Origin of the sequence: Geodermatophilus aquaeductus, from assembly GCF_900182545.1 — a bacterium.
Lineage (GTDB): Bacteria > Actinomycetota > Actinomycetes > Mycobacteriales > Geodermatophilaceae > Geodermatophilus > Geodermatophilus aquaeductus.
In genome coordinates this window covers 407,848-425,398 of the sequence record NZ_FXTJ01000003.1, presented here as the reverse complement: position 1 = coordinate 425,398, position 17,551 = coordinate 407,848, and the positions used below count along the sequence as shown (strand labels likewise).

The 17,551-nt window shown below is 76.3% G+C and carries 21 protein-coding genes; 15 read left to right on the top strand and 6 right to left on the bottom strand.

What is annotated here, in order from left to right; translation table 11 throughout:
- Window positions 1-6 precede the first annotated feature (6 nt).
- Window positions 7-960 (bottom strand): helix-turn-helix domain-containing protein, encoded by a 954-nt coding sequence (locus FN207_RS10920; protein WP_142458499.1) that lies wholly within the window; start codon window positions 958-960, stop codon window positions 7-9.
- Between the two features lie 189 nt (window positions 961-1,149).
- Here FN207_RS10920 and FN207_RS10915 point away from each other — a divergent pair, with 189 nt between their 5' ends.
- The 5 genes from FN207_RS10915 to FN207_RS10895 are packed head-to-tail and all read left to right on the top strand — an operon-like array spanning window position 1,150 to window position 6,637.
- Window positions 1,150-1,989, top strand: a complete 840-nt coding sequence (locus tag FN207_RS10915; RefSeq protein WP_142458498.1) for an alpha/beta hydrolase — start codon at window positions 1,150-1,152, stop codon at window positions 1,987-1,989.
- Entirely contained in the window at window positions 1,986-2,762 is a 777-nt protein-coding gene (locus FN207_RS10910; protein WP_142458497.1) for an MBL fold metallo-hydrolase, read from the top strand. Before FN207_RS10915 ends, FN207_RS10910 begins: the two co-directional genes overlap by 4 nt.
- A gap of 52 nt (window positions 2,763-2,814) precedes the next feature.
- Window positions 2,815-4,728 carry a winged helix-turn-helix domain-containing protein gene (locus FN207_RS10905; RefSeq protein WP_142458496.1) on the top strand — a complete coding sequence of 638 codons (1,914 nt, stop codon included), beginning with the start codon at window positions 2,815-2,817 and terminating at the stop codon, window positions 4,726-4,728.
- Window positions 4,729-4,781: 53 nt separating this feature from the next.
- Window positions 4,782-5,156, top strand: a complete 375-nt coding sequence (locus tag FN207_RS10900; RefSeq protein WP_142458495.1) for a hypothetical protein — start codon at window positions 4,782-4,784, stop codon at window positions 5,154-5,156.
- A gap of 23 nt (window positions 5,157-5,179) precedes the next feature.
- Window positions 5,180-6,637 (top strand): protein adenylyltransferase SelO, encoded by a 1,458-nt coding sequence (locus FN207_RS10895; RefSeq protein WP_142458494.1) that lies wholly within the window; start codon window positions 5,180-5,182, stop codon window positions 6,635-6,637.
- Here the strand turns inward: FN207_RS10895 and FN207_RS10890 are convergent.
- Entirely contained in the window at window positions 6,622-7,149 is a 528-nt protein-coding gene (locus FN207_RS10890; protein ID WP_142458493.1) for a GNAT family N-acetyltransferase, read from the bottom strand. The two genes, FN207_RS10895 and FN207_RS10890, sit on opposite strands and share 16 nt — an antisense overlap.
- Window positions 7,150-7,206: 57 nt before the next feature.
- Between FN207_RS10890 and ppk2 the strand changes: the two genes are divergently transcribed.
- Window positions 7,207-8,043 carry a polyphosphate kinase 2 gene (ppk2, locus tag FN207_RS10885; protein ID WP_142458492.1) on the top strand — a complete coding sequence of 279 codons (837 nt, stop codon included), beginning with the start codon at window positions 7,207-7,209 and terminating at the stop codon, window positions 8,041-8,043.
- An 18-nt stretch (window positions 8,044-8,061) separates the two neighbouring features.
- On the opposite strand, the gene FN207_RS10880 is transcribed toward ppk2, so the two are convergent.
- Entirely contained in the window at window positions 8,062-8,508 is a 447-nt protein-coding gene (locus FN207_RS10880; RefSeq protein ID WP_142458491.1) for an SRPBCC domain-containing protein, read from the bottom strand.
- A 163-nt stretch (window positions 8,509-8,671) separates the two neighbouring features.
- On the opposite strand from FN207_RS10880, the gene FN207_RS10875 reads away from it, so the two are divergent.
- From FN207_RS10875 to FN207_RS10860, 5 genes are all read left to right on the top strand, one after another.
- Complete coding sequence (locus FN207_RS10875) at window positions 8,672-8,923, top strand: TfoX/Sxy family protein (RefSeq protein ID WP_142458490.1); 252 nt, start codon at window positions 8,672-8,674, stop codon at window positions 8,921-8,923.
- A 57-nt stretch (window positions 8,924-8,980) separates the two neighbouring features.
- Window positions 8,981-9,484 carry a hypothetical protein gene (locus tag FN207_RS26245; RefSeq protein WP_185938281.1) on the top strand — a complete coding sequence of 168 codons (504 nt, stop codon included), beginning with the start codon at window positions 8,981-8,983 and terminating at the stop codon, window positions 9,482-9,484.
- Window positions 9,485-9,492: 8 nt separating this feature from the next.
- The gene (locus tag FN207_RS10870; RefSeq protein ID WP_185938280.1) at window positions 9,493-10,140 is read left to right on the top strand and encodes an SIMPL domain-containing protein; all 648 of its coding nucleotides are present in this window, start codon (window positions 9,493-9,495) and stop codon (window positions 10,138-10,140) included.
- Between the two features lie 153 nt (window positions 10,141-10,293).
- A complete protein-coding gene (locus FN207_RS10865; protein ID WP_142458488.1) occupies window positions 10,294-11,034 on the top strand; it encodes a hypothetical protein in 741 nt (246 codons plus the stop codon).
- Entirely contained in the window at window positions 11,034-11,873 is an 840-nt protein-coding gene (locus FN207_RS10860) for an alpha/beta fold hydrolase (RefSeq protein ID WP_142458487.1), read from the top strand. The genes FN207_RS10865 and FN207_RS10860 overlap by 1 nt, the downstream gene beginning before the upstream one ends.
- 12 nt (window positions 11,874-11,885) lie before the next feature.
- Here FN207_RS10860 and FN207_RS10855 read toward each other — a convergent pair whose 3' ends face one another.
- Genes FN207_RS10855 through FN207_RS10845 form a run of 3 tightly spaced genes read right to left on the bottom strand, consistent with a single transcriptional unit; the run spans window position 11,886 to window position 14,550 of the window.
- Window positions 11,886-13,364 (bottom strand): HNH endonuclease signature motif containing protein, encoded by a 1,479-nt coding sequence (locus FN207_RS10855; protein ID WP_142458486.1) that lies wholly within the window; start codon window positions 13,362-13,364, stop codon window positions 11,886-11,888.
- A gap of 40 nt (window positions 13,365-13,404) precedes the next feature.
- Window positions 13,405-13,671, bottom strand: coding sequence for a DUF1905 domain-containing protein (locus FN207_RS10850; protein WP_142458485.1), 267 nt, complete (start codon window positions 13,669-13,671; stop codon window positions 13,405-13,407).
- 30 nt (window positions 13,672-13,701) lie between these two features.
- Entirely contained in the window at window positions 13,702-14,550 is an 849-nt protein-coding gene (locus tag FN207_RS10845) for an alpha/beta fold hydrolase (protein ID WP_142458484.1), read from the bottom strand.
- Between the two features lie 232 nt (window positions 14,551-14,782).
- On the opposite strand from FN207_RS10845, the gene FN207_RS10840 reads away from it, so the two are divergent.
- From FN207_RS10840 to FN207_RS10825, 4 genes are all read left to right on the top strand, one after another.
- A complete protein-coding gene (locus FN207_RS10840) occupies window positions 14,783-15,463 on the top strand; it encodes a prepilin peptidase (protein ID WP_142458483.1) in 681 nt (226 codons plus the stop codon).
- A gap of 334 nt (window positions 15,464-15,797) precedes the next feature.
- Window positions 15,798-15,989, top strand: a complete 192-nt coding sequence (locus FN207_RS10835) for a Flp family type IVb pilin (protein WP_142458482.1) — start codon at window positions 15,798-15,800, stop codon at window positions 15,987-15,989.
- 113 nt (window positions 15,990-16,102) lie between these two features.
- Window positions 16,103-16,540: a TadE/TadG family type IV pilus assembly protein gene (locus FN207_RS10830; protein ID WP_142458481.1), complete on the top strand. Its 438-nt coding sequence runs from the start codon at window positions 16,103-16,105 to the stop codon at window positions 16,538-16,540.
- Window positions 16,528-17,550, top strand: coding sequence for a pilus assembly protein TadG-related protein (locus tag FN207_RS10825; protein WP_142458480.1), 1,023 nt, complete (start codon window positions 16,528-16,530; stop codon window positions 17,548-17,550). Before FN207_RS10830 ends, FN207_RS10825 begins: the two co-directional genes overlap by 13 nt.
- Window position 17,551 lies beyond the last annotated feature (1 nt).

The window sequence follows — 17,551 nt, the reverse complement described above, 5'->3', positions numbered from 1 at the left end:
ACCCGCTCAGCGACTGCCGGCCGCCCGCTGCCACTCGCCGGGGCTCATCCCGTACGCGCCGCGGAACCGGCGGGCGAAGTGGCTGGGGTCGGCGAACCCGCAGGCGCGGGCGACGGCGGCGATCGACCGTCGGCGGCCGGCGGGGGAGGACAGCCGGGCGCGCGCGGCCTCCAGCCGCTGGGTGATGACCTCCTGCTCGAGGCTGACCCCCGCGGCGGCGAGGGCCTTGTAGAGCTGGCGCACCGAGACGCCGTGCGCCCGGGCCACCGCCGCGGGGGTGAGCGCGGGATCGGTCAGGTGCCGCGCCACGTGCGCCCGCACCCGCGTGACCAGCGTGTCCTCGCGCACCCCGGGCCCGTGCCGCGCGTCCCCGGCCGCCGACACCACCAGGGCCCGCACCAGCTCGACGGTCGCCGCACCCAGCGCGGCGGCGCCCGGGTCGGCCGACAGCTCGGGAGCGTCGTCGGCGATCCGCTGCAGGTGGGCGCGGACCAGGTCGTGCAGCGGGCTGGCGCGCAGCCGCGGCGTCGCCCGGCGGACGACGTCGACCGGCAGGCCGAGCTGGTCGAGGGGCACCAGCAGCGCGCGGTTCCCGCCGCCGGTGGCGCAGCCGAACCCGTAGGGCGCGGTCATGTCCACGAGCATGAGGTCGCCGTCGCGCACGTGCTGCTCGTGGCCGAGCTGGGCGAACTCGCCGCGGCCGCGGTGCTGGAAGGCCAGGCACACCACGGGCGTGGCGTCGCGGGCCACGTGCCGCAGGGTGCGCACCAGCCGGAAGCGGGTGGCGTCGGTGGCCAGCAGCGCGGCGGTCCCGTACGGGAACAGCTGCATGCGGGCGTGCACCGCCGCGGGGTCCTCGCGGTGCTCCACGCGGCAGGGGGCGGACGACTCCTGGACAGCGGCGCGGAAGGCCTCGGCACGGTCGGCGCGGGGGAGCGGGGTGGTGTCGAAGAGCAGCATCGCGCCGTACCTCGGTCTCGGGCAGCTGACGTCCCCCGTGGACGCCGTCGAGCCTGGCAGAGCGCGCCCGGGACGGGAACCGGCACGGCGGTGCAGCCAGGGACCGGATCCGTGCACGGACGGGCCGGACGTCTCCCGTGCCCGCTGCCAGGCTCCCCGCTGACCGGCCACCACTCCGAGGGAGCGACCGTGACCACTCCGCCGTCCGCACCGGACACCATCGTCCTGATCCACGGCTTCTGGGTGACCCCGCGCAGCTGGGAGCACTGGAGGACGCACTACGAGGCCCGCGGCTTCCGCGTCCTCACCCCGACCTACCCCGGCTTCGAGGGCGAGGTCGAGGCGCTCAACGCCGACCCGACGCCGATCGCCGAGGTGACGCTGCCGGCGATCGTCGACTCGCTGTCCGCGCTGGTGCGCGGGCTGGACCGCCCGCCGATCCTGATCGGCCACTCCGCCGGCGGCACGATCGTGCAGCTGCTGCTCGACCGCGGCCTCGGCGCCGTGGGCGTCGTCCTCAACTCCGCGCCCACCGAGGGCGTGACCGTGGTGCCGCTGTCGCAGCTGCGCTCCACCTGGACGGTGCTGAAGAACCCGGCCAACCGGCACCGCGCCGTCGGGCTGACCGAGGAGCAGTGGCACTACGCGTTCACGAACACCTTCGGCGAGGAGGAGTCCCGCGCGCTCTACCGGCGCTACCACGTCCCCGCGTCGGGACGGATCCTGTGGAACTCGGTGCTGGCCAACCTCATGCCCGGCCCGCAGGACGCGCACGTCGACTACACCAACGACGCCCGGCCGCCGCTGCTGTTCGTCTCCGGCGGCGAGGACCACATCATGCCGCCGGCGATCCAGCGCTCGAACGCCAAGCACTACCGCGGCGACACCGTGACCGAGCGGCGCGAGTACCCCGGCTACGCGCACCTGCTGCCCGCGCAGGAGGGCTGGGAGCGGATCGCCGACGAGGTCCTCGACTGGGCGCTGGCCCACGCGACCGGCCCCCGGTCGCCGGTGGCCGGGGCGCAGTGAGGCTCACGCACGTCGGCGGGCCGACGCTGCTGGTCGAGATCGCCGGGTACCGGCTGCTCACCGACCCGACCTTCGACCCGCCGGGGCGGCACTACGCCTTCGGGTGGGGAACCGGGTCGACGAAGACGGGCGGCCCCGCCCTGTCCCCGGCCGACGTCCTGCCGGTCGACGCCGTGCTGCTCACCCACGACCACCACGCCGACAACCTCGACGACGCCGGCCGGGCGCTGCTGGCGCAGGTGCCGGTGGTCGTGACCACCGCCTCCGGCGCCCGCCGGCTCGGCGGCGGCGCGCGCGGGCTGCGGCCCTGGCAGACGACGGTGCTCGACGGGCCGGGCCGCCCGCCGCTGGAGGTGGTCGCCACCCCGGCGCGGCACGGGCCGCCGCTGAGCCGCGCCGTCGTCGGCGACGTCGTCGGGTTCGCGGTGCGCGAGCCCGGCCGGACCGACGGCGTCCTGTGGATCTCCGGCGACACGGTCGCCTTCCGGGGGTTGCGGCGGGTCGCCGAGCGGCTGCGGGTGGACGTCGCCGTGCTGCACCTCGGCGGCGTCCGCTTCCCGGTCAGCGGGCCGGTGCGGTACTCGATGACCGGCCGGCAGGCCGCGGCCGTGGTCCGGCTGACCGCGCCACGGGTCGTCGTCCCGGTGCACCACGAGGGCTGGAGCCACTTCCGTCAGGGGCGCGAGGGCGCCGAGCGCGACCTGGCGAGGGCCCCGGAGGAGGTCCGCCGGCGCGTCCGCTGGCTCGGCCCCGGCGTCGCCACCGACGTCTGACGGGGGACCTCCGCACCTGTCCGGCCGCTGTCCCGGCGGTCATCCTCGGACGATGGGAACGGCCACCCGGTCCCGGTCTGCCGCACTGCTGGGACGCGGGTCCGACGTCGAGACGCTCATGGCCTCCGTCCACGCGGGCGGGGTCACCTCCGTGCACGGCCTGCCGGGCATCGGCAAGTCCGCGCTCCTGGACGCCGTCCGGCGCCGCGCCGACGACGAGGGGGCGACCGTCCTCGCCCTCGACTGCCGCACCGTCGAGCCGACCGAGCGCGGCTTCCTCGCGGCCGCCGGCGGGGCCACCGACCTCGGCGGGTTCGTCGGCGCCCTGGAGTCCGCCGCGCCGGCCGTGCTGCTGCTCGACCAGTACGAGCACTTCCTCCTCCTCGACAGCTGGCTGCGCCGCACGCTGGTGCCCGCCCTGCCAGCCGGGACCGCGCTGGTGATGGCCGGCCGCGGCCGCCCGGTGCCGGGGTGGCTGGCCGTCCCGGGCTTCTCGAGCGTCCTGCTGGGCCCCCTGGCCGACGTCGACGCCCGCGCCCTGCTGGCCGGGCGCGGCGTGCCCGCGGACGAGGCCGCCCGGCTCAACCGCATCGCCCGCGGACACCCGCTCGCCCTGGTGCTGGCCTCGGCGGGGGTCGCGGAGAACCCCCAGCTGGGCCTGGAGGACGCGGCGATGTCCCGCGTGGTCGAGGAGCTGGCGCGGCTGTACCGCGAGGACGTCGACGACCCGCTGACCCGGCGGGCGCTCGACGCCGCGTCCGTGGTGCGGCGCACCACCGAGTCGCTGATGGACGCCATGCTCGGCGGCGACGGCGCGGCCGCGCTGGACCGGCTGCTCGCGCTGCCCTTCGTGGTCGCCGGCCGGGACGGGACGCTCGTGCACGAGGCGGTGCGCGACGCAGTGGCCGGACACCTGCGGAGCACCCACCCGGTGCGCTACCGCGACCTCCGCCGCGCGGCGTGGCGGCAGCTGCGCGACGAGACGCGCGCCGCCGCGCCCGCGGAGCTGTGGACCTACACCGCCGACACGCTGTACCTGCTCGACAACCCGGTGGTGCGCGACGCCTTCTTCCCCTCCGACGTCCAGCAGCTCGCCGTCGAGCCCGCGACGTCCGGGGACGGGCCGGCGATCGGCGCGATGGCCCGGCGGCACGAGGGGCCGGCGGCGGCGCGGCTGCTGGCGCGGTGGTGGACCGCGGCGCCGTCGTCCTTCTCCGTGTCCCGGGACCGGGACGGGACGCCGGCCGGCGCCTTCCTGCTGCTCGGCGACGCGCAGATCCGCCACGCGCCGGTCGACGACCCGGTGGTGGCGGCCTGGTCCCGCCAGCTGCAGTGCCACCCGCTCGCCCGCGGCGAGGTGGCCCTCGGCCTGCGGCGGTGGCTCGACCGCGACCGCGGCGAGGCGCCCGGCCCTCCCCAGGCGGCGTGCTGGCTGGACACCAAGCGGACCTACATGGCGCTGCGGCCGGCGCTGCGCCGGATGTTCGTCGTCGTCCGGGACGTGCCGTCGTACTGGCCGGTGGTCCGCGAGCTCGGGTTCCGGCCGGTGCCCTCGGCGACGGTGGTCCTCGACGGCGAGGAGTGGTCGACCGTGCTGCTCGACTTCGGCCCCGGCTCGGTCGACGGCTGGCTGGCCGACCTGCTGGCCGCGGAGCTCGGCGTCGCCGACGAGCCGGCGCTGGACGACGGGACGCACGAGCTCGTCGTCGGCGGGGCGCCGGTGGCCCTGACCCCGCTGGAGTACGGGCTGTTCCGGCAGCTGCGCGAGCACGAGGGGCACGCGGTCACCCGGCCGGAGCTGCTGGACCGGGTGTGGGGCACGGCGGATGCCGCCCGCGGCAGCAACGTCGTCGACGCGGTGGTCCGCACGCTGCGTGCGAAGCTGGGGCCGGGGGCGTCGGCGATCGAGGCCATCCGCGGCAGCGGCTACCGCCTCCGCGGTGACTGGCGCACCCGCCTGCGCTGACTCCGCGGCCGGTCCTCCTGGCCGTCGGGCCGAGCGGGGCCGATCATGGGGTGATGACGGTCACCGCACTGCCGGCGCGGGCTCGATGGGTGTGGGACGCGCGTGACCGCACCCGCGCGGTCCGCGTCTCCGCGCACCCGGCGCAGGGCCTGCTCAACCTGAGCATCTGGCGCGACGACCTGTGCGTCGGGACCGTCAAGCTGCGTCCGGACGAGGCGGCCGGCCTGGTGTCCGGGCTGACCGACGGCCTCGCCCAGCTCGCCACCACCCCGCCGCCGGCCGCGGGCCCGGCCACGGTCACCGACCTGGAGACACGGCTGGCCGCCGTCGAGTCCCGGCTGCCGGCACCGCGGCCGTCCGCGGCCGCCCGGCTGCGCGCCCTGGCCGCCCGGGTGGGGGAGCACCTGCCGCCCGCGCTGCGCGGCTGAGCCGCGCTCGTACATTCGGGAGGATGAGCGTCGCTCCCGCCCTGACCGTCGCCCTCGGCGACCGCTTCGCCACCGCGCTGCCGGAGATGGCGCTGCCGTGGCAGGCCGCGGAGACGCCGGACCCGCGGCTGCTCGCGCTCAACGAGCCCCTCGCGGCCGACCTGGGCCTCGACGCCGACGCGCTGCGCACCCCCGAGGGCGTCGCGCTGCTCACCGGCACCGCCGTCCCCGAGGGCGCCCGGCCGGTGGCGCAGGCCTACGCCGGCCACCAGTTCGGCTACTACAACCCGCGCCTGGGCGACGGCCGCGCGCTGCTGCTCGGTGAGCTGACCGGCGTCGACGGCCGGCCGTACGACCTGCACCTCAAGGGGTCGGGCCGCACGCCCTTCTCCCGCGGCGCCGACGGGTACGCCGCCGTCGGGCCGATGCTGCGGGAGTACGTCGTCAGCGAGGCGATGCACGCCCTCGGCATCCCCACCACCCGCTCACTGGCCGTCGTCGCCACCGGCCGGCCGGTCCGCCGGGAGGCCCTGCTGCCCGGCGCGGTGCTCGCCCGGGTGGCGAGCAGCCACCTGCGGGTGGGCAGCGTCCAGTTCGCCCGCGCCACCGGCGACGACGACCTGCTGCGCCGCCTGGCCGACGAGGCCATCGCCCGGCACCACCCGGCCGCCGCCGACGCCGAGCAGCCGTACCTCGCGCTGTACGAGGAGGTCGTCGCCGCGCAGGCCGACCTGGTGGCGCGGTGGATGCTCGTCGGCTTCGTGCACGGCGTGATGAACACCGACAACATGACGCTGTCGGGCGAGACCATCGACTACGGGCCGTGCGCGTTCATGGAGGCCTACGCCCCCGACACCTGGTTCAGCTCGGTCGACGAGGGCGGGCGCTACCGCTACGGCAACCAGCCGCTGGCCGCGGAGTGGAACCTGGCCCGGCTGGCCGAGGCGCTGCTGCCGCTGCTCGCCTCCGACCAGGAGTCGGCGGTCGCCCTCGCCGTGGAGGCCCTCGGCCGGTTCCGCCCCTTCTTCGACGCCGCGCTGCTGGCCGGCTGGCGGGCCAAGCTGGGGCTGCCCGACGGCCTCGACGACGACGTCGCGCGCGGCCTGGTCGACGACCTGCTCGCCCTGCTGCAGGACAACCGGGTCGACCTCACCTCGTTCGTGCGGGCGCTGTCGCGTGCCGCCCGCGGCGACGCCGGGCCGGCGCGGGAGCTGGTCCTCGACCTCGCCGCCGCCGACGCCTGGCTGGAGCGGTGGCGGGCACTGGCCCCCGACGCCGACGCGATGGACCGGGTGAACCCGGTGTACGTGCCGCGCAACGCCCTGGTCGAGGAGGCGCTGACCGCCGCCACGGCCGGGGACCTCGCGCCGTTCGAGCGGCTGGTCGAGGTGGTCCGCCGCCCGTTCGACGTGCGGCCCGGCCTCGAGCGCTACGCCGCGCCGGGTCCGGAGGGCCCGTTCGTCACCTACTGCGGCACCTGAGCCCGCAGGTCCAGCTCCCACCGGCGGCAGCGGAACCGCTGCCCGGCGAACTCGACGTCGACCTCGCCGCGGTCGGTGGAGCCGAGCGCGGCGCACAGCCGGTTCGAGGCGGTGTTGCCCACCGACGGCTGCGCCTCGACCACGCCCCACCGCTCCGCGGTCCCCGGCAGGCCGAGCAGCAGCCGGACGGCGCTCCGCGCCACGCCGCGGCCGCGGTGCTCGGGCAGGACCAGCCAGCCGACCTCCGCGCCCGCGGGCGGGTGGGCGACGAGCGAGACGTTGCCCGCGGCGACCCAGCCGTCCGCCGTCGCGACCTCCGCGACCACGATGTCCGCCCGCCCCGCCGCGGTCTCGGCCACCTCGCGGGCGTGCCCGGCGCGGATCCGGTCGGGCGGCTGCGGGCCGCCGAGGTCGCGCATCGTCGCGGCGTCGCCGCGCAGGGCCAGGTACAGGTCGGCGTCGCCGCGGCCGACCGGGCGGATCCGGACGTCCCCGTCGCGGGCGGTCAGCACGTGCCCATCCTGTCCGTCACCCTTGCCCCCGGCCGCGTGCGGGGTCGATGCTGCGGCATGGCGTCCAAGAAGCGGGCCGTGCCCTCCGTCGAGGAGGCGCCCTCCTCCACCGCCAAGGTCGACAAGGCCTGGTACGAGAAGGAGGTCGCCCGGCTGCAGGTGGAGCTGGTCAAGCAGCAGGAGTTCATCCGCGCGCGGGGGCTGCGCGTCGTCGTCGTGTTCGAGGGTCGTGACGCCGCCGGCAAGGGCGGAGCGATCCAGCGGATCACCGAGACACTCAACCCGCGCGCCGCGCGGGTGGTGGCCCTGCCGGCGCCGACCGAGCGCGAGCGGGGGCAGTGGTACTTCCAGCGCTACGTCGACCACCTGCCCACCCGCGGCGAGATGGTCCTGTTCGACCGCTCCTGGTACAACCGCGCCGGCGTCGAGCGGGTCATGGGGTTCTGCACCGACGAGGAGTACGAGGAGTTCCTCCGCTCCTGTCCGGAGTTCGAGCGGATGCTCGTCCGCAGCGGGATCACCGTCCTCAAGTACTGGTTCTCGGTGAGCGACACCGAGCAGGAGAAGCGGTTCCAGTCGCGGCTGTCGGACCCGACCAAGCGCTGGAAGCTCAGCCCGATGGACCTCGAGGCGCGCAACCGCTGGGTCGACTTCTCCAAGGCCAAGGACGCGATGTTCGCCGCCACCGACATCCCCGAGGCGCCGTGGTGGGTGGTCGAGGCCGACGTCAAGAAGCGGGCGCGGATCAACGTCATGACGCACCTGCTCGACCAGGTCCCCTACGAGGACCTCACGCCCGAGCCGCCCGACCTGCCGCCGCGCCCGCCGGTCGACGAGGACTACGAGCGCCCGCCCAAGGACAGCCAGCGCTTCGTGCCCGACGTCGTCCCCTGACCGCTCGGCGCCGTCCGGTCAGCCCTGGGCGAGGGACCGTTCGACACGCTCCCTGAGGGCCCGGTTCATCGCCTCGAAGGCCGGCAGCGTGCCCCGGTCCAGCGAGCGCGCCACCACGGGCACGAGCACACCGCGGAAGGTCTCCTCCTGCACCAGCCGGGTGCCTGCTCCCGACGGCTCGAGGCGGAAGGCGTGCTCGGCGTCCATCAGGCCGGGCAGGACCAGCCGGCCGAGCCACCGCAGTTCGCGGGGTGGGTCGGCCGCGAGCAACCGGGGGCGCAGGGTCAGCGCCCTCCCGCCCACCGGCTGCATCCGGAGGGACAGCCGGGCGCCACGGACGACGTCGCCCTCGGCGCGGACGATGAACGGGTTCCACTCGGGATAGGCGCGCAGGTCGGTCAGGTCGGCCCACACCCGCTCCGGCGGGGCGGCGATGTCGATCTCGGCGGACAGGTGCTTGGCCATGGCCGGCTCCCCGGGTCGATCGGACGTCCCGCCGACCCTGACCAGCGTCAGACCCGGCATCAAGGGGTCCTGGCGCGGCTAGGGTCCGCCAGTGCCTCACGACGCCGCGACCGCCGAGCGCGTCCGCCGGCTGCTCGCGCCGCACGACGCGGTGGAGTAGCGGATGGTCGGCGGCGGGCTGTCGTTCAGCGTGGGCGGGCGGATGGTCTGCGGCGTCACCGCCACCGCGCTGGCGGTGCGGGTCGGCGCCGACGCCGTCCCGGCGCTGCTGGCCGAGCCGCACGTGGGCCCGATGGTGCTGGGTGGCCGGCAGGTGCGGGCCTTCGTGCTCGTCGAGCCGGCCGGGTACGCCGCCGACGCCGGCCTCGCCCGCTGGTTGCGGCGCGGTCTCGCCGTGGCCGCAGGCCTGCACTGAGCGCGGCGCGGACCTACGCTCAGCGGGCCGAGGGCCGATGACGGCCCGGAGGGGGCGGTGAGCATGACGCGGAGCCCGGACTTCCTGCCGGTCCTGAGCCGAGGCAGGCACCGCACGCCCGCCCGCGGGGCGTGCTTCCTCGAGTACACGGCGCTGCTGGCCGGCGAGGCGTTCACCGACGCACCGGCCTGTGTCGACGCCGAGCTGGCCGCCGTGCTGCGGCACGCCAACGACGTCCTGTCCGATGCCGACCGGCCGCGCCTGGTGCCGCTGCTGGGCCGGGCGATCGGCCTCGTCGCGCCCGCTCCTGCGGCGGGCCGGGTGCGGCGCGCGGCGGCCCGGCGGTTCACGGCGGTCGTCGGCGTCCCGCTGTCGGCGGAGGAGCGGCGGTGGGCGGCCGGTGGCGACGTCGACCGACTGTTCTGGTCGCTGATGCTCGAACCGGTGCCACTGAGCACGTCCGCGGCGTGGGTGGACCGCCTCCTCGAGCGGCTGGACCTGCTGCACGACTGCTTCGCGTCGGCGCTGGCGGAGCCGGCCACCGCGGCCGCGGCGGGCTGACGGCGCGCGTGACCCAGCCGCCGGCCGTCGTCCGCGTGCGCGGGGAGGCCACCGCCGACCACGGTCCCGACCGCGCGACGCTCGCGGTGCACGTCCGCGAGGCCTCGCCGGACAGCCGGAGCGCCGCGCTGTCGCGGGCCTCGGGGGTGACCGCGCACCTGCGGTCGGCGCTCGACGGTGCCGAGGGTGTCCGCCGGGTCGTGCTGTCCCGGGTGTCGGTGCACGAGCAGTGGTCGTGGGACCCGGGTGCCGGGACGAACCAGCGGGCCGGGTGGGAGGCGACCGTCGGCGGCACCGTGGAGGTCGACGTCGGTGCCGTCCCCGAGGTCGCCGAGGTGGTGGCCGCGGCCGGCGCCGGGATCGGCGGGGTCTCCTGGGAGCTCGACGACCCGGCCGCCGCCCGCCGCGCCGTCCGCCGGGCGGCCGTCGACGCCGCCCGCGAGGCCGCCACCGACCTCGCCGACGCCGTCGGCCGCCCGCTCGGGCCGCTGCGGGAGCTCGCCGACCCCGGGCTGTCCTCGGTGGTTCTGGGCGGCGCGGAGACGATGGCGGCCATGGCCCGCGGCTCCGTCGGCGGTGGCCCGGCGCTCGACCTCGACCCGCAGGCCGTGACCGTGTCCGCCGTCGTCGAGGCCACCTACGCGCTCGAGGACTGACCGGGCCCGTGCCATGATCGCGAGGTCGGCGCCGGCCCCCACTCGGGGACACCCGCCGGCCCCGACCCTCGGGACGGACCGTCCGCCCGGCGCCGGCCCGGCAGCTCCTGCCGGATCCCCGCCCGGCGGCGTCCCGCCCGCGCGAGGACCGACATGACCGCACAGCTCTCTCGCCCGCCGTCACCGTGGCCGGGCTCCCGGCACGAGACCGAGCACCGCTGGGACCTCGACGACGTCGCCACGCTCGCCGAGGCCGCAGCCCGCGTCCGCGCACTGGCCGCCGACCTCCGTGCCGCGCACGCCGCCGGCTGGACGCTGGCCGAGCCGATGCGCGACGGCCACCTGGTCGCGACCCGGCCGTCCCGGCGCCAGCGCGCCCGCACCGGTCCGGATCCGGTGCCCCTGCCCGAGCCCGGTACGGCGCCCGCGCTGGGCTGGCGGGTCCGGGTGGTCGACGAGCCGCCCGCGCCGGGGGACGACGTGCTGTCCCTCGACGCCGCCCCGGGCACCCCGGTGGTGGCGCTGGACCGGGGCGGCCTCGTCCGGGTGGCCGGCCCGGACCTGCCCGCCGACGTGCTCGCCGAACTGGGCCGCCAGGTGTCCGCCGGCGAACTGGGCTTCCGGCGCTGGGGTGTCGTGCCGGCCCGGATCGGTCCCGGCCGCGACCTCGTCGCCGACGGCAGCGCCCTGCGGGTGCACGCCGTGATGGGCGGCGTCCTCGTCCGGACCCTCGAGGGGCTCACCTTCCGGCACGCGGCCGACCGTGCCGCGACGCTGCCGGACGCCGCGGCCGCCTACGAGCGGCTGGCGCGTGCCGCGGAGGCGATGGCCGCGGCCGGCGGACGCCTCACCGACACCGACGACGGCCTGCTGCAGGTCCGGTACGGGCGCTGATGGCGACCTACACCGCTGCCGACGGGGCGGTCCTGCACGCCGACGTCCTCGGCCGGGACGACGGGCCGACGCTGCTCGTGCTCGCCGACGGCGCGGCCGCGCACCCCGCGTACCTCGGCGACCTGGCCGGTATGGGCGAGCGGTACCGGCTCGTGGTGCCGCACATGCGTGGCGTCGGCCGGTCCCGGGACGCGCCGCTCGCCTCGCGGTGGGACCAGGCCGACGACGTCGACCGGCTGCGGGCCGCGCTCGGACTCGACCGGTGCACGCTGGTGGCGCACTCGGCGGGCACCCGTCTGGCCGTCGCCCACGCCGCCCGGTTCCCCGGGCGGCTGGCCGCACAGGTGCTGGTCACGCCGCCCGCGGAGTACCTGGTGGACGTGCCCTCCGACGCCGCCGCGCTGTTGGCCGCCCGCGCGCAGGAGCCGGCCGTCGCGGCCGCACTCGCGGCGCTCGAGGAGGAGCCGGACCTGACCGACGACGACACCTTCACCGCGTGGCGGGTGCGCAGCGCGGCGCTCGGTTACGCGCGTTGGGACGCGACGACGCAGGCGCACGCCCGCGGGATGCGGTACGCCGTGGCCGCGGCGCGCACGTACATGGCGGGGGAGACGCCCGCCGACCTGCACGAGCGGCTGCGCGCGGTGACCGCACCGACCCTGGTGGTGGCGGGGGAGCGGGACGTCTCCACGGGGGTCGCGCCGGTGCTCGCGGTGGCCGGCCTGTTCGCCCGCGGCGAGGCGGTGGTGGTCGAGGGCAGCGGTCACTTCCCGTTCGTGGAGCAGCCGGCCGCCTTCCGTGCAGCGGTCGACCCGTTCCTCGCACGTGTCCTGGCGTGACGACCCGACCGGTCAGAAGGGCGGGAGGTCGTCGTCCGGCTCGGCTTCGTCGGGAGGTGGGTCGGGTGCCGGCGGTGGTGGCCGCATGCCCGGTGGCCGGGTCGTGCGGGTGATGCCCGACGGTGTCGTCACGGTCAGGACCCCGTCGGCGGACATCGAGAAGCGCCAGGCGCGCGCGAAGGTCTTCAGCCGGTGGTGGGACCGGCAGAGACAGCAGAGGTTGCCGCAGTCGGTGGCCCCGCCGCGTGCGTGCGGGACGACGTGGTCGGCGTCGGCCCACCCGACCCGCTGTCCGCAGGTGGGGAACCGGCAGGTGCGGTCCCGGGTGCACACGAAGCGGTCCTGCGCGGCCGAGGGCGTGTAGCGGTCCACCGGCTCAGGTCGGTCGAGGACAGCGCACCTGCAGTCGTCGGTCGGGTGCTCCACGCATCCCCGGCGGGCGAGGCGGCGCAGCTGGTCCAGGGTGCTGGTCGCACGCAGGGCCCCGTCCTCGTCGGTGAGAGCGAGGGTCACCGATCCACCTTCCGGGGTGCGGATGCCGAGCCCGTCGAGCTGACGGAGCAGTTCGCGGAGTTGCGCGGCGGTGACCGGCAGGCCGTTGACCTCGCCCGCCTCGTCCGAGAGGCCGGCCAGGGACGCCAGCGTGGCGATGATCTGCAGGTGCGCGGTCACCGGCGGCCGGGAGTCGTCCCACGGCCGCTGAATCAGGTCGGCGAACACCGCGGTGCGGATCTCCCCGATCGGCCGGTCGTCGCCGTCGGCCTTCAGCATCCGCGCCAGCGCGTCGACCAGCGCGTGACAGGCCGCCGCCACGTCCGCGGGCAGGTCGGCGGCGATCGTGGCCATGCCCTCCTGCGGGGACGGGTAGACCCGCACGTCAGACCGCCGCCTGGCCTGCTCCCGCCGCCGCTCGGCCGCCTCGGCATCGAGCTCGAGGAGGAGCTCCAAGGCGCGCTTCTTCAGTCGGCCCACCGTCAGGTCGGCCGCCTCGGGCAGCAGCCGGCTCTCGACGGCCCGCGCGATCGCCGGGTCCGTGTGCTGCAGGACGTCGACCAACGTGTTCACCCGGTACTCGTCCAACTTCCCGGCGCGCATCGCGGCCCACGCGGCGGGCAGGTGCGTGCGGTAGGTCCAGGCCCGGTGCGCCCGCTGGCTCGCCGAGAGCCGTCCGCAGTTGAGCACCATGGCCAGCTCGGCGGGAAAGAACTCCGAGACACCCGGCAGCTCGGTGTCGGGCTTCCACGACCGCGCGCGGGCACCAGGGGACCCCGGCGGCGGATCGTCGTCATCGGGTGAGTCGTCCGCGAGACCCAGGATCAGTTCGGCCTCGTAGGCGGCCTCCATCGCCTTGCGCGCCTGCAGGCGCTGGAGCTCGGCGGCCTTCTGCTCCCGTGACAGCAAGGCGACCGGCAGCCGCTGCACGCGCGCGGGCTGCTCGACGAGCCAGCCCGCCAGCGCACGCTCCACGAGCGACCCGGCGACCTCCTGCACGACCCCGAACCTACGGGCGGGGTACGACAGTTTCCGCAGGTCACAGCCGAGCGGGATCCACCTCGACGTCGACGGTGACCACGTCGCCGTCGTCCCTGCCGCGGCGGATCCGCGCCGGCACCGGGAGCAGCCAGCCGGCCGCGCGGTCGCGCCAGACGCTCGTCGCCCACGTCCGCCCGTCGACGGTCGCCGTCACGGGCACGCGGCCGAACGGGCCCGCCGCCTCCGGCGCGTGCTCGGCCGGCACGGGCGCGAAGACCCAGCCGCCCGCGCCCGGCCAGCGGACCAGCGTCGCGTCGAAGGGCACGAGCGCAGCCTGCCCGAGGGGGACGACAGCTCAGGCGGCGAGCGCTCCCAGGACGTCCGCCGCCCGGGTCCACAGCAGCGCGCCGCCCTCGTCGTCGAGCACCGTGTGCCGGGCGCCGGGGATCCGGGCGGCCAGCGACCGGCCGAGGTCGGGGGAGTGCACGGTGCTGGTGTCCTGCGCGCCGTACCAGAGGTGCACCGGCACGGTCAGCTCCTCGGGCCGCACCGGCCAGGGGCCCAGCGCGGTGACCAGGTCGCGCGCGTAACCGGTCGCGCCCTGCCGGAACCCGTCGTCCAGCGCCGCGCGGACGGCGGGGCCGAGGTCGCTGCCCTCGTAACGCTCCCGGTCCCCCGGGGCCGCGGTCGTGAGGATGACCTGCCACAGCCAGTCGGCGCTCGTGACGCGGGCGATCTCCCGCTCGAAGCCGGCCGGGTCGGCGTCGGCGGCGTCGAGCATGCCGGCGACCTCGGGCACGAGCAGGTGCCGCCGGGCACGCAGGTCGTCCTGCCCGGCGACCAGTGCCACGGCGTCGAGCAGGCCGGCCCCGACGAGCGCGACGGCGAAGGGAGCGCCCTGCGAGAAACCGACGCCGAGGACGCGGCGCAGTCCCAGCGCCGACACCAGGTGCCCGACGTCGCCGGCCCAGGAGGCGTACGTCTTGCCCGGGTCCGGTGTGGACCGGCCCAGGCCCGGACGGTCGAGGGCCAGCAGCCGCAGGCCGAGCCCGGGCAGCAGGTCGGTGCCGAAGCCGAGGACACCGCTCATCCCGGCGCCGGGACAGAACAGCACCGGCCGGCCGTCCCGCGGCCCCCACTCCGTCCACGCGAGCTCGCGGCCGTCGGGGAGCCGGGTCGAGGACGGGGTGCCGGGCGGGGTCATGCGTCTCCTCCAGTCGGGTCGTCCACGGCATCGTCGCACCGGCAGGAACAGCCACCTGACCAGGCCGGATCCCGTACGTCTTTCGGCTTGAGCGCCCCGGTGCCGTGGGACGGTTGCGCCGTCCGTGACAGCCGGGACGACGCGGCGGGTCGTGTCCCGGTACCGGCCGGGACCGGGTCGATCGCTGTGCCACCGTCCTCGCCGTGCCCGCCCCCCGCCCCCGGACCGCAGCGTGACCGGCCTCGTGCTGGCCGCCGCGGCGCTGAGCGGCGCGGCGGTCGGTCACCTGGTCGACCGCGCCGCGGCGCGCTTCCCGTGGCCGCGCCCGGCCACCGTCGGCGCGGTCCTCGGGGGCCGCGGGGGAGTGGCCCCGCGCGGGCTGCTCGAGGTGGCGACGGCGGCGCTGTTCGTCCTGGCCGCCCTGCGCTTCGGCCCGACGGCGGAGCTGCCGGCGTGGCTGTGGTTCGTGGCGGCCGGCGTCCTGCTCAGCGTCATCGACCTGCGCGAGCAGCTGCTGCCCAACCGAGTGCTGCTGCCCGCGACCGCCGGCGCGCTGCTGCTGCTCACCGTCGCCGCGGCCGTCGGGGACCGGTGGGACGACCTGCTGCGCGCCGTGCTCGCGGGCTCGGCGGCCTTCGGTGTCCTGCTGCTCATGGCGCTGGTCTCGCCGTCGGGCATGGGCATGGGCGACGTCAAGCTGGCCGGGCTGCTCGGCCTGCTGCTCGGCTGGCTGGGCTGGCCGGTGGTCCTCGCCGGCTTCTTCCTCGGCTTCCTGGTGCAGGCGGTGCTCGGCCTCGCCCTGCTCGCCCTCCGGCGGGCCGGACGGCGCACCGAGCTGCCCTTCGGACCCGCGCTCGTGGCCGGGGCGCTGGTCGCCGCGGTGCTCGCCGGGACGTGGCAGGGGCTGCTGTGAGGGCCCTCGCGCTCCGGCCGTACGCCCGGTCGGGTGTCACCCGTCGCCCGTCCCGGTGGTCCCGCACGGCCCCGGTGACGTCCGGAGCCGCCCCCGGAGGCCCCCAGGTCGCCGGTCGACTGTTTCCCCGACGACAGCTCGCTGACCTGGGGAAACGCACGTCAGGACGGCTCCGGCGCAACACAGGGAGGCCGCGGCGTCTCACCCCCTGGGGGGAGAACCACAGCCGTGCTCTTCACCCGCCCGGTCGGCTGTCCGACTCTCAGTGTGCAAGCCGCGACACCGAGTCACACGGACCCGGACCCGCCGACGGCCGACCCGCAAGGAGAGCACCGTGACCACCATCTTCGCCGCCCTGCAGACCCTGTCCTTCGTCGTCTCCGACCGGCTCGAGTCGGTCAAGGGTGAGAAGGGCGCCAGCATGGTCGAGTACGCGCTGCTGGTCGCCGCCATCGCCGCCATCGTCGCCGGTGTGACCGCCGTCTTCGGTCCCGAGATCAAGGCGAAGTTCGACAGCATCCTCTGACCCGCAGGTCCTGTACCACCTCGGGTCGCCGGAGGCGGTGCGGTGCCACCCGGCACCGCACCGCCTCCGCCCCGTAGACCCCCCTACCACACTCCGGAGAGGAGCGCCGGCCCATGGACCCCCGGTCCCGTCGTCCTCGCCGCTCGCAGCGGCCACTGGCCCGCCTCCTCGGGGAGCGCGGTGCCGCCGCTGTCGAGTTCGCCCTCGTCGCCCCGGTCCTGCTGATGCTGCTTTTCGGCATCGTCGAGTTCAGCAAGGCCTTCTCGGCCCAGAGCATGCTGTCGGCGGCCGCCCGCGAGGGCGCCCGGGCCATGGTGCTCACCAACAACGCCACGACGGCCCGGACGGCCGCGGTCAACGCCGCCAGCTCCCTCGGTGTGCCCTCGTCGGCCGTCACCCTCACCTTCTCCCGCGGCAGCTCGTGCGCCGGCGCCACGCCCACCGACACCGTCACCGTCCGGATCACCTACCGGCAGGCGTTCGTCTCCGGGATGCTCGGCCGCACCGGCGTCGACCTCTCCGGCCAGGCGAGGATGCGATGCGGCGGCTGACCACCCGGCTGCTCCGCCGACTGTCCCCGCGCCGCCTCGCCCAGGAGCGCGGGGCCACGGCCGTCATGACCGTCCTGCTCTTCACGTCGCTGCTCGCCTGCGGGGCGCTCGCCGTCGACGTCGCCTCCTACTACTCCGACCGCACGCAGCTGAGCAACGCGGCCGACGCGGCGGCCCTCGCGATCGCCGCCGACTGCGCGCGCGGCACCTGCGGCAACACCGCCGCCACCGCCTCGGCGATGCTCACGGCGAACGCCGGCGCCGCCGACGCCGCGGACGCCACCCTGCGCACCCCGACGGTGTCGGTGGGCACGCAGCAGGTCACCGTCACCACGTCGGCCGACGCGACGCACTGGTTCGCCCAGGCGGTCGGCCGGACGTCGACCCGCGTCACCACCACCAGCCGGGCCTCCTGGGCGCCGACCTCCGGCGGGCTGGCGAAGTTCCCGCTGGTCATCAGCTGGTGCGAGTACGTCGGCCAGATGCAGCGCGACCGCAACGGCAACGCCACGATCCGTGTCAACGCCACCACGGATCTCGGTTCCCCCCAGACCTGCATCGGGCCCGACGGCGTGACGCCGGTCCAGGTCGGCTACGCGGTGACCAATGGCGACGACAACAACAACGCCTGTGGCACGACGTCCACGATCGGCGGCACCGTCAGCCAGTACACCGGCATGTACACGACCTACTACCGGCTGCCGGTCAGCTGCAGCAACGCCTACCTGGCGAGCCTGGTCGGGACCACCGTCATCGTCCCGATCTGGGACCGGGTCACCGGGCCGGTCGGCGCTCAGCAGCTCCGCGTCTACGCCTACGCCGCCTTCTACCTCGAGGGCTACGACTACATCAACCGGACCGACGACCCGGCTCTCATCGGCCGCTTCTCGCGGGCCGCGTTGCCGGCGGACTCGGGGACCCCCGCGACTGTCTCCCGAACCGCTCCTGACCTCACGACCTTCGACGCCCGGTACCGCGGCGCCTACTCCGTGTTCCTCGACCCCCAGTAGG

Coding starts and splice junctions, on each gene's coding strand:
- FN207_RS10920 (WP_142458499.1), bottom strand. CDS start 960: ATGCTGCTCTTCGACACCACCCCGCTCCCCCGCGCCGACCGTGCCGAG.
- FN207_RS10905 (WP_142458496.1), top strand. CDS start 2,815: ATGGGAACGGCCACCCGGTCCCGGTCTGCCGCACTGCTGGGACGCGGG.
- FN207_RS10900 (WP_142458495.1), top strand. CDS start 4,782: ATGACGGTCACCGCACTGCCGGCGCGGGCTCGATGGGTGTGGGACGCG.
- FN207_RS10895 (WP_142458494.1), top strand. CDS start 5,180: ATGAGCGTCGCTCCCGCCCTGACCGTCGCCCTCGGCGACCGCTTCGCC.
- ppk2 (WP_142458492.1), top strand. CDS start 7,207: ATGGCGTCCAAGAAGCGGGCCGTGCCCTCCGTCGAGGAGGCGCCCTCC.
- FN207_RS10880 (WP_142458491.1), bottom strand. CDS start 8,508: ATGGCCAAGCACCTGTCCGCCGAGATCGACATCGCCGCCCCGCCGGAG.
- FN207_RS10875 (WP_142458490.1), top strand. CDS start 8,672: ATGGTCGGCGGCGGGCTGTCGTTCAGCGTGGGCGGGCGGATGGTCTGC.
- FN207_RS10865 (WP_142458488.1), top strand. CDS start 10,294: ATGACCGCACAGCTCTCTCGCCCGCCGTCACCGTGGCCGGGCTCCCGG.
- FN207_RS10860 (WP_142458487.1), top strand. CDS start 11,034: ATGGCGACCTACACCGCTGCCGACGGGGCGGTCCTGCACGCCGACGTC.
- FN207_RS10845 (WP_142458484.1), bottom strand. CDS start 14,550: ATGACCCCGCCCGGCACCCCGTCCTCGACCCGGCTCCCCGACGGCCGC.
- FN207_RS10830 (WP_142458481.1), top strand. CDS start 16,103: ATGGACCCCCGGTCCCGTCGTCCTCGCCGCTCGCAGCGGCCACTGGCC.
- FN207_RS10825 (WP_142458480.1), top strand. CDS start 16,528: ATGCGGCGGCTGACCACCCGGCTGCTCCGCCGACTGTCCCCGCGCCGC.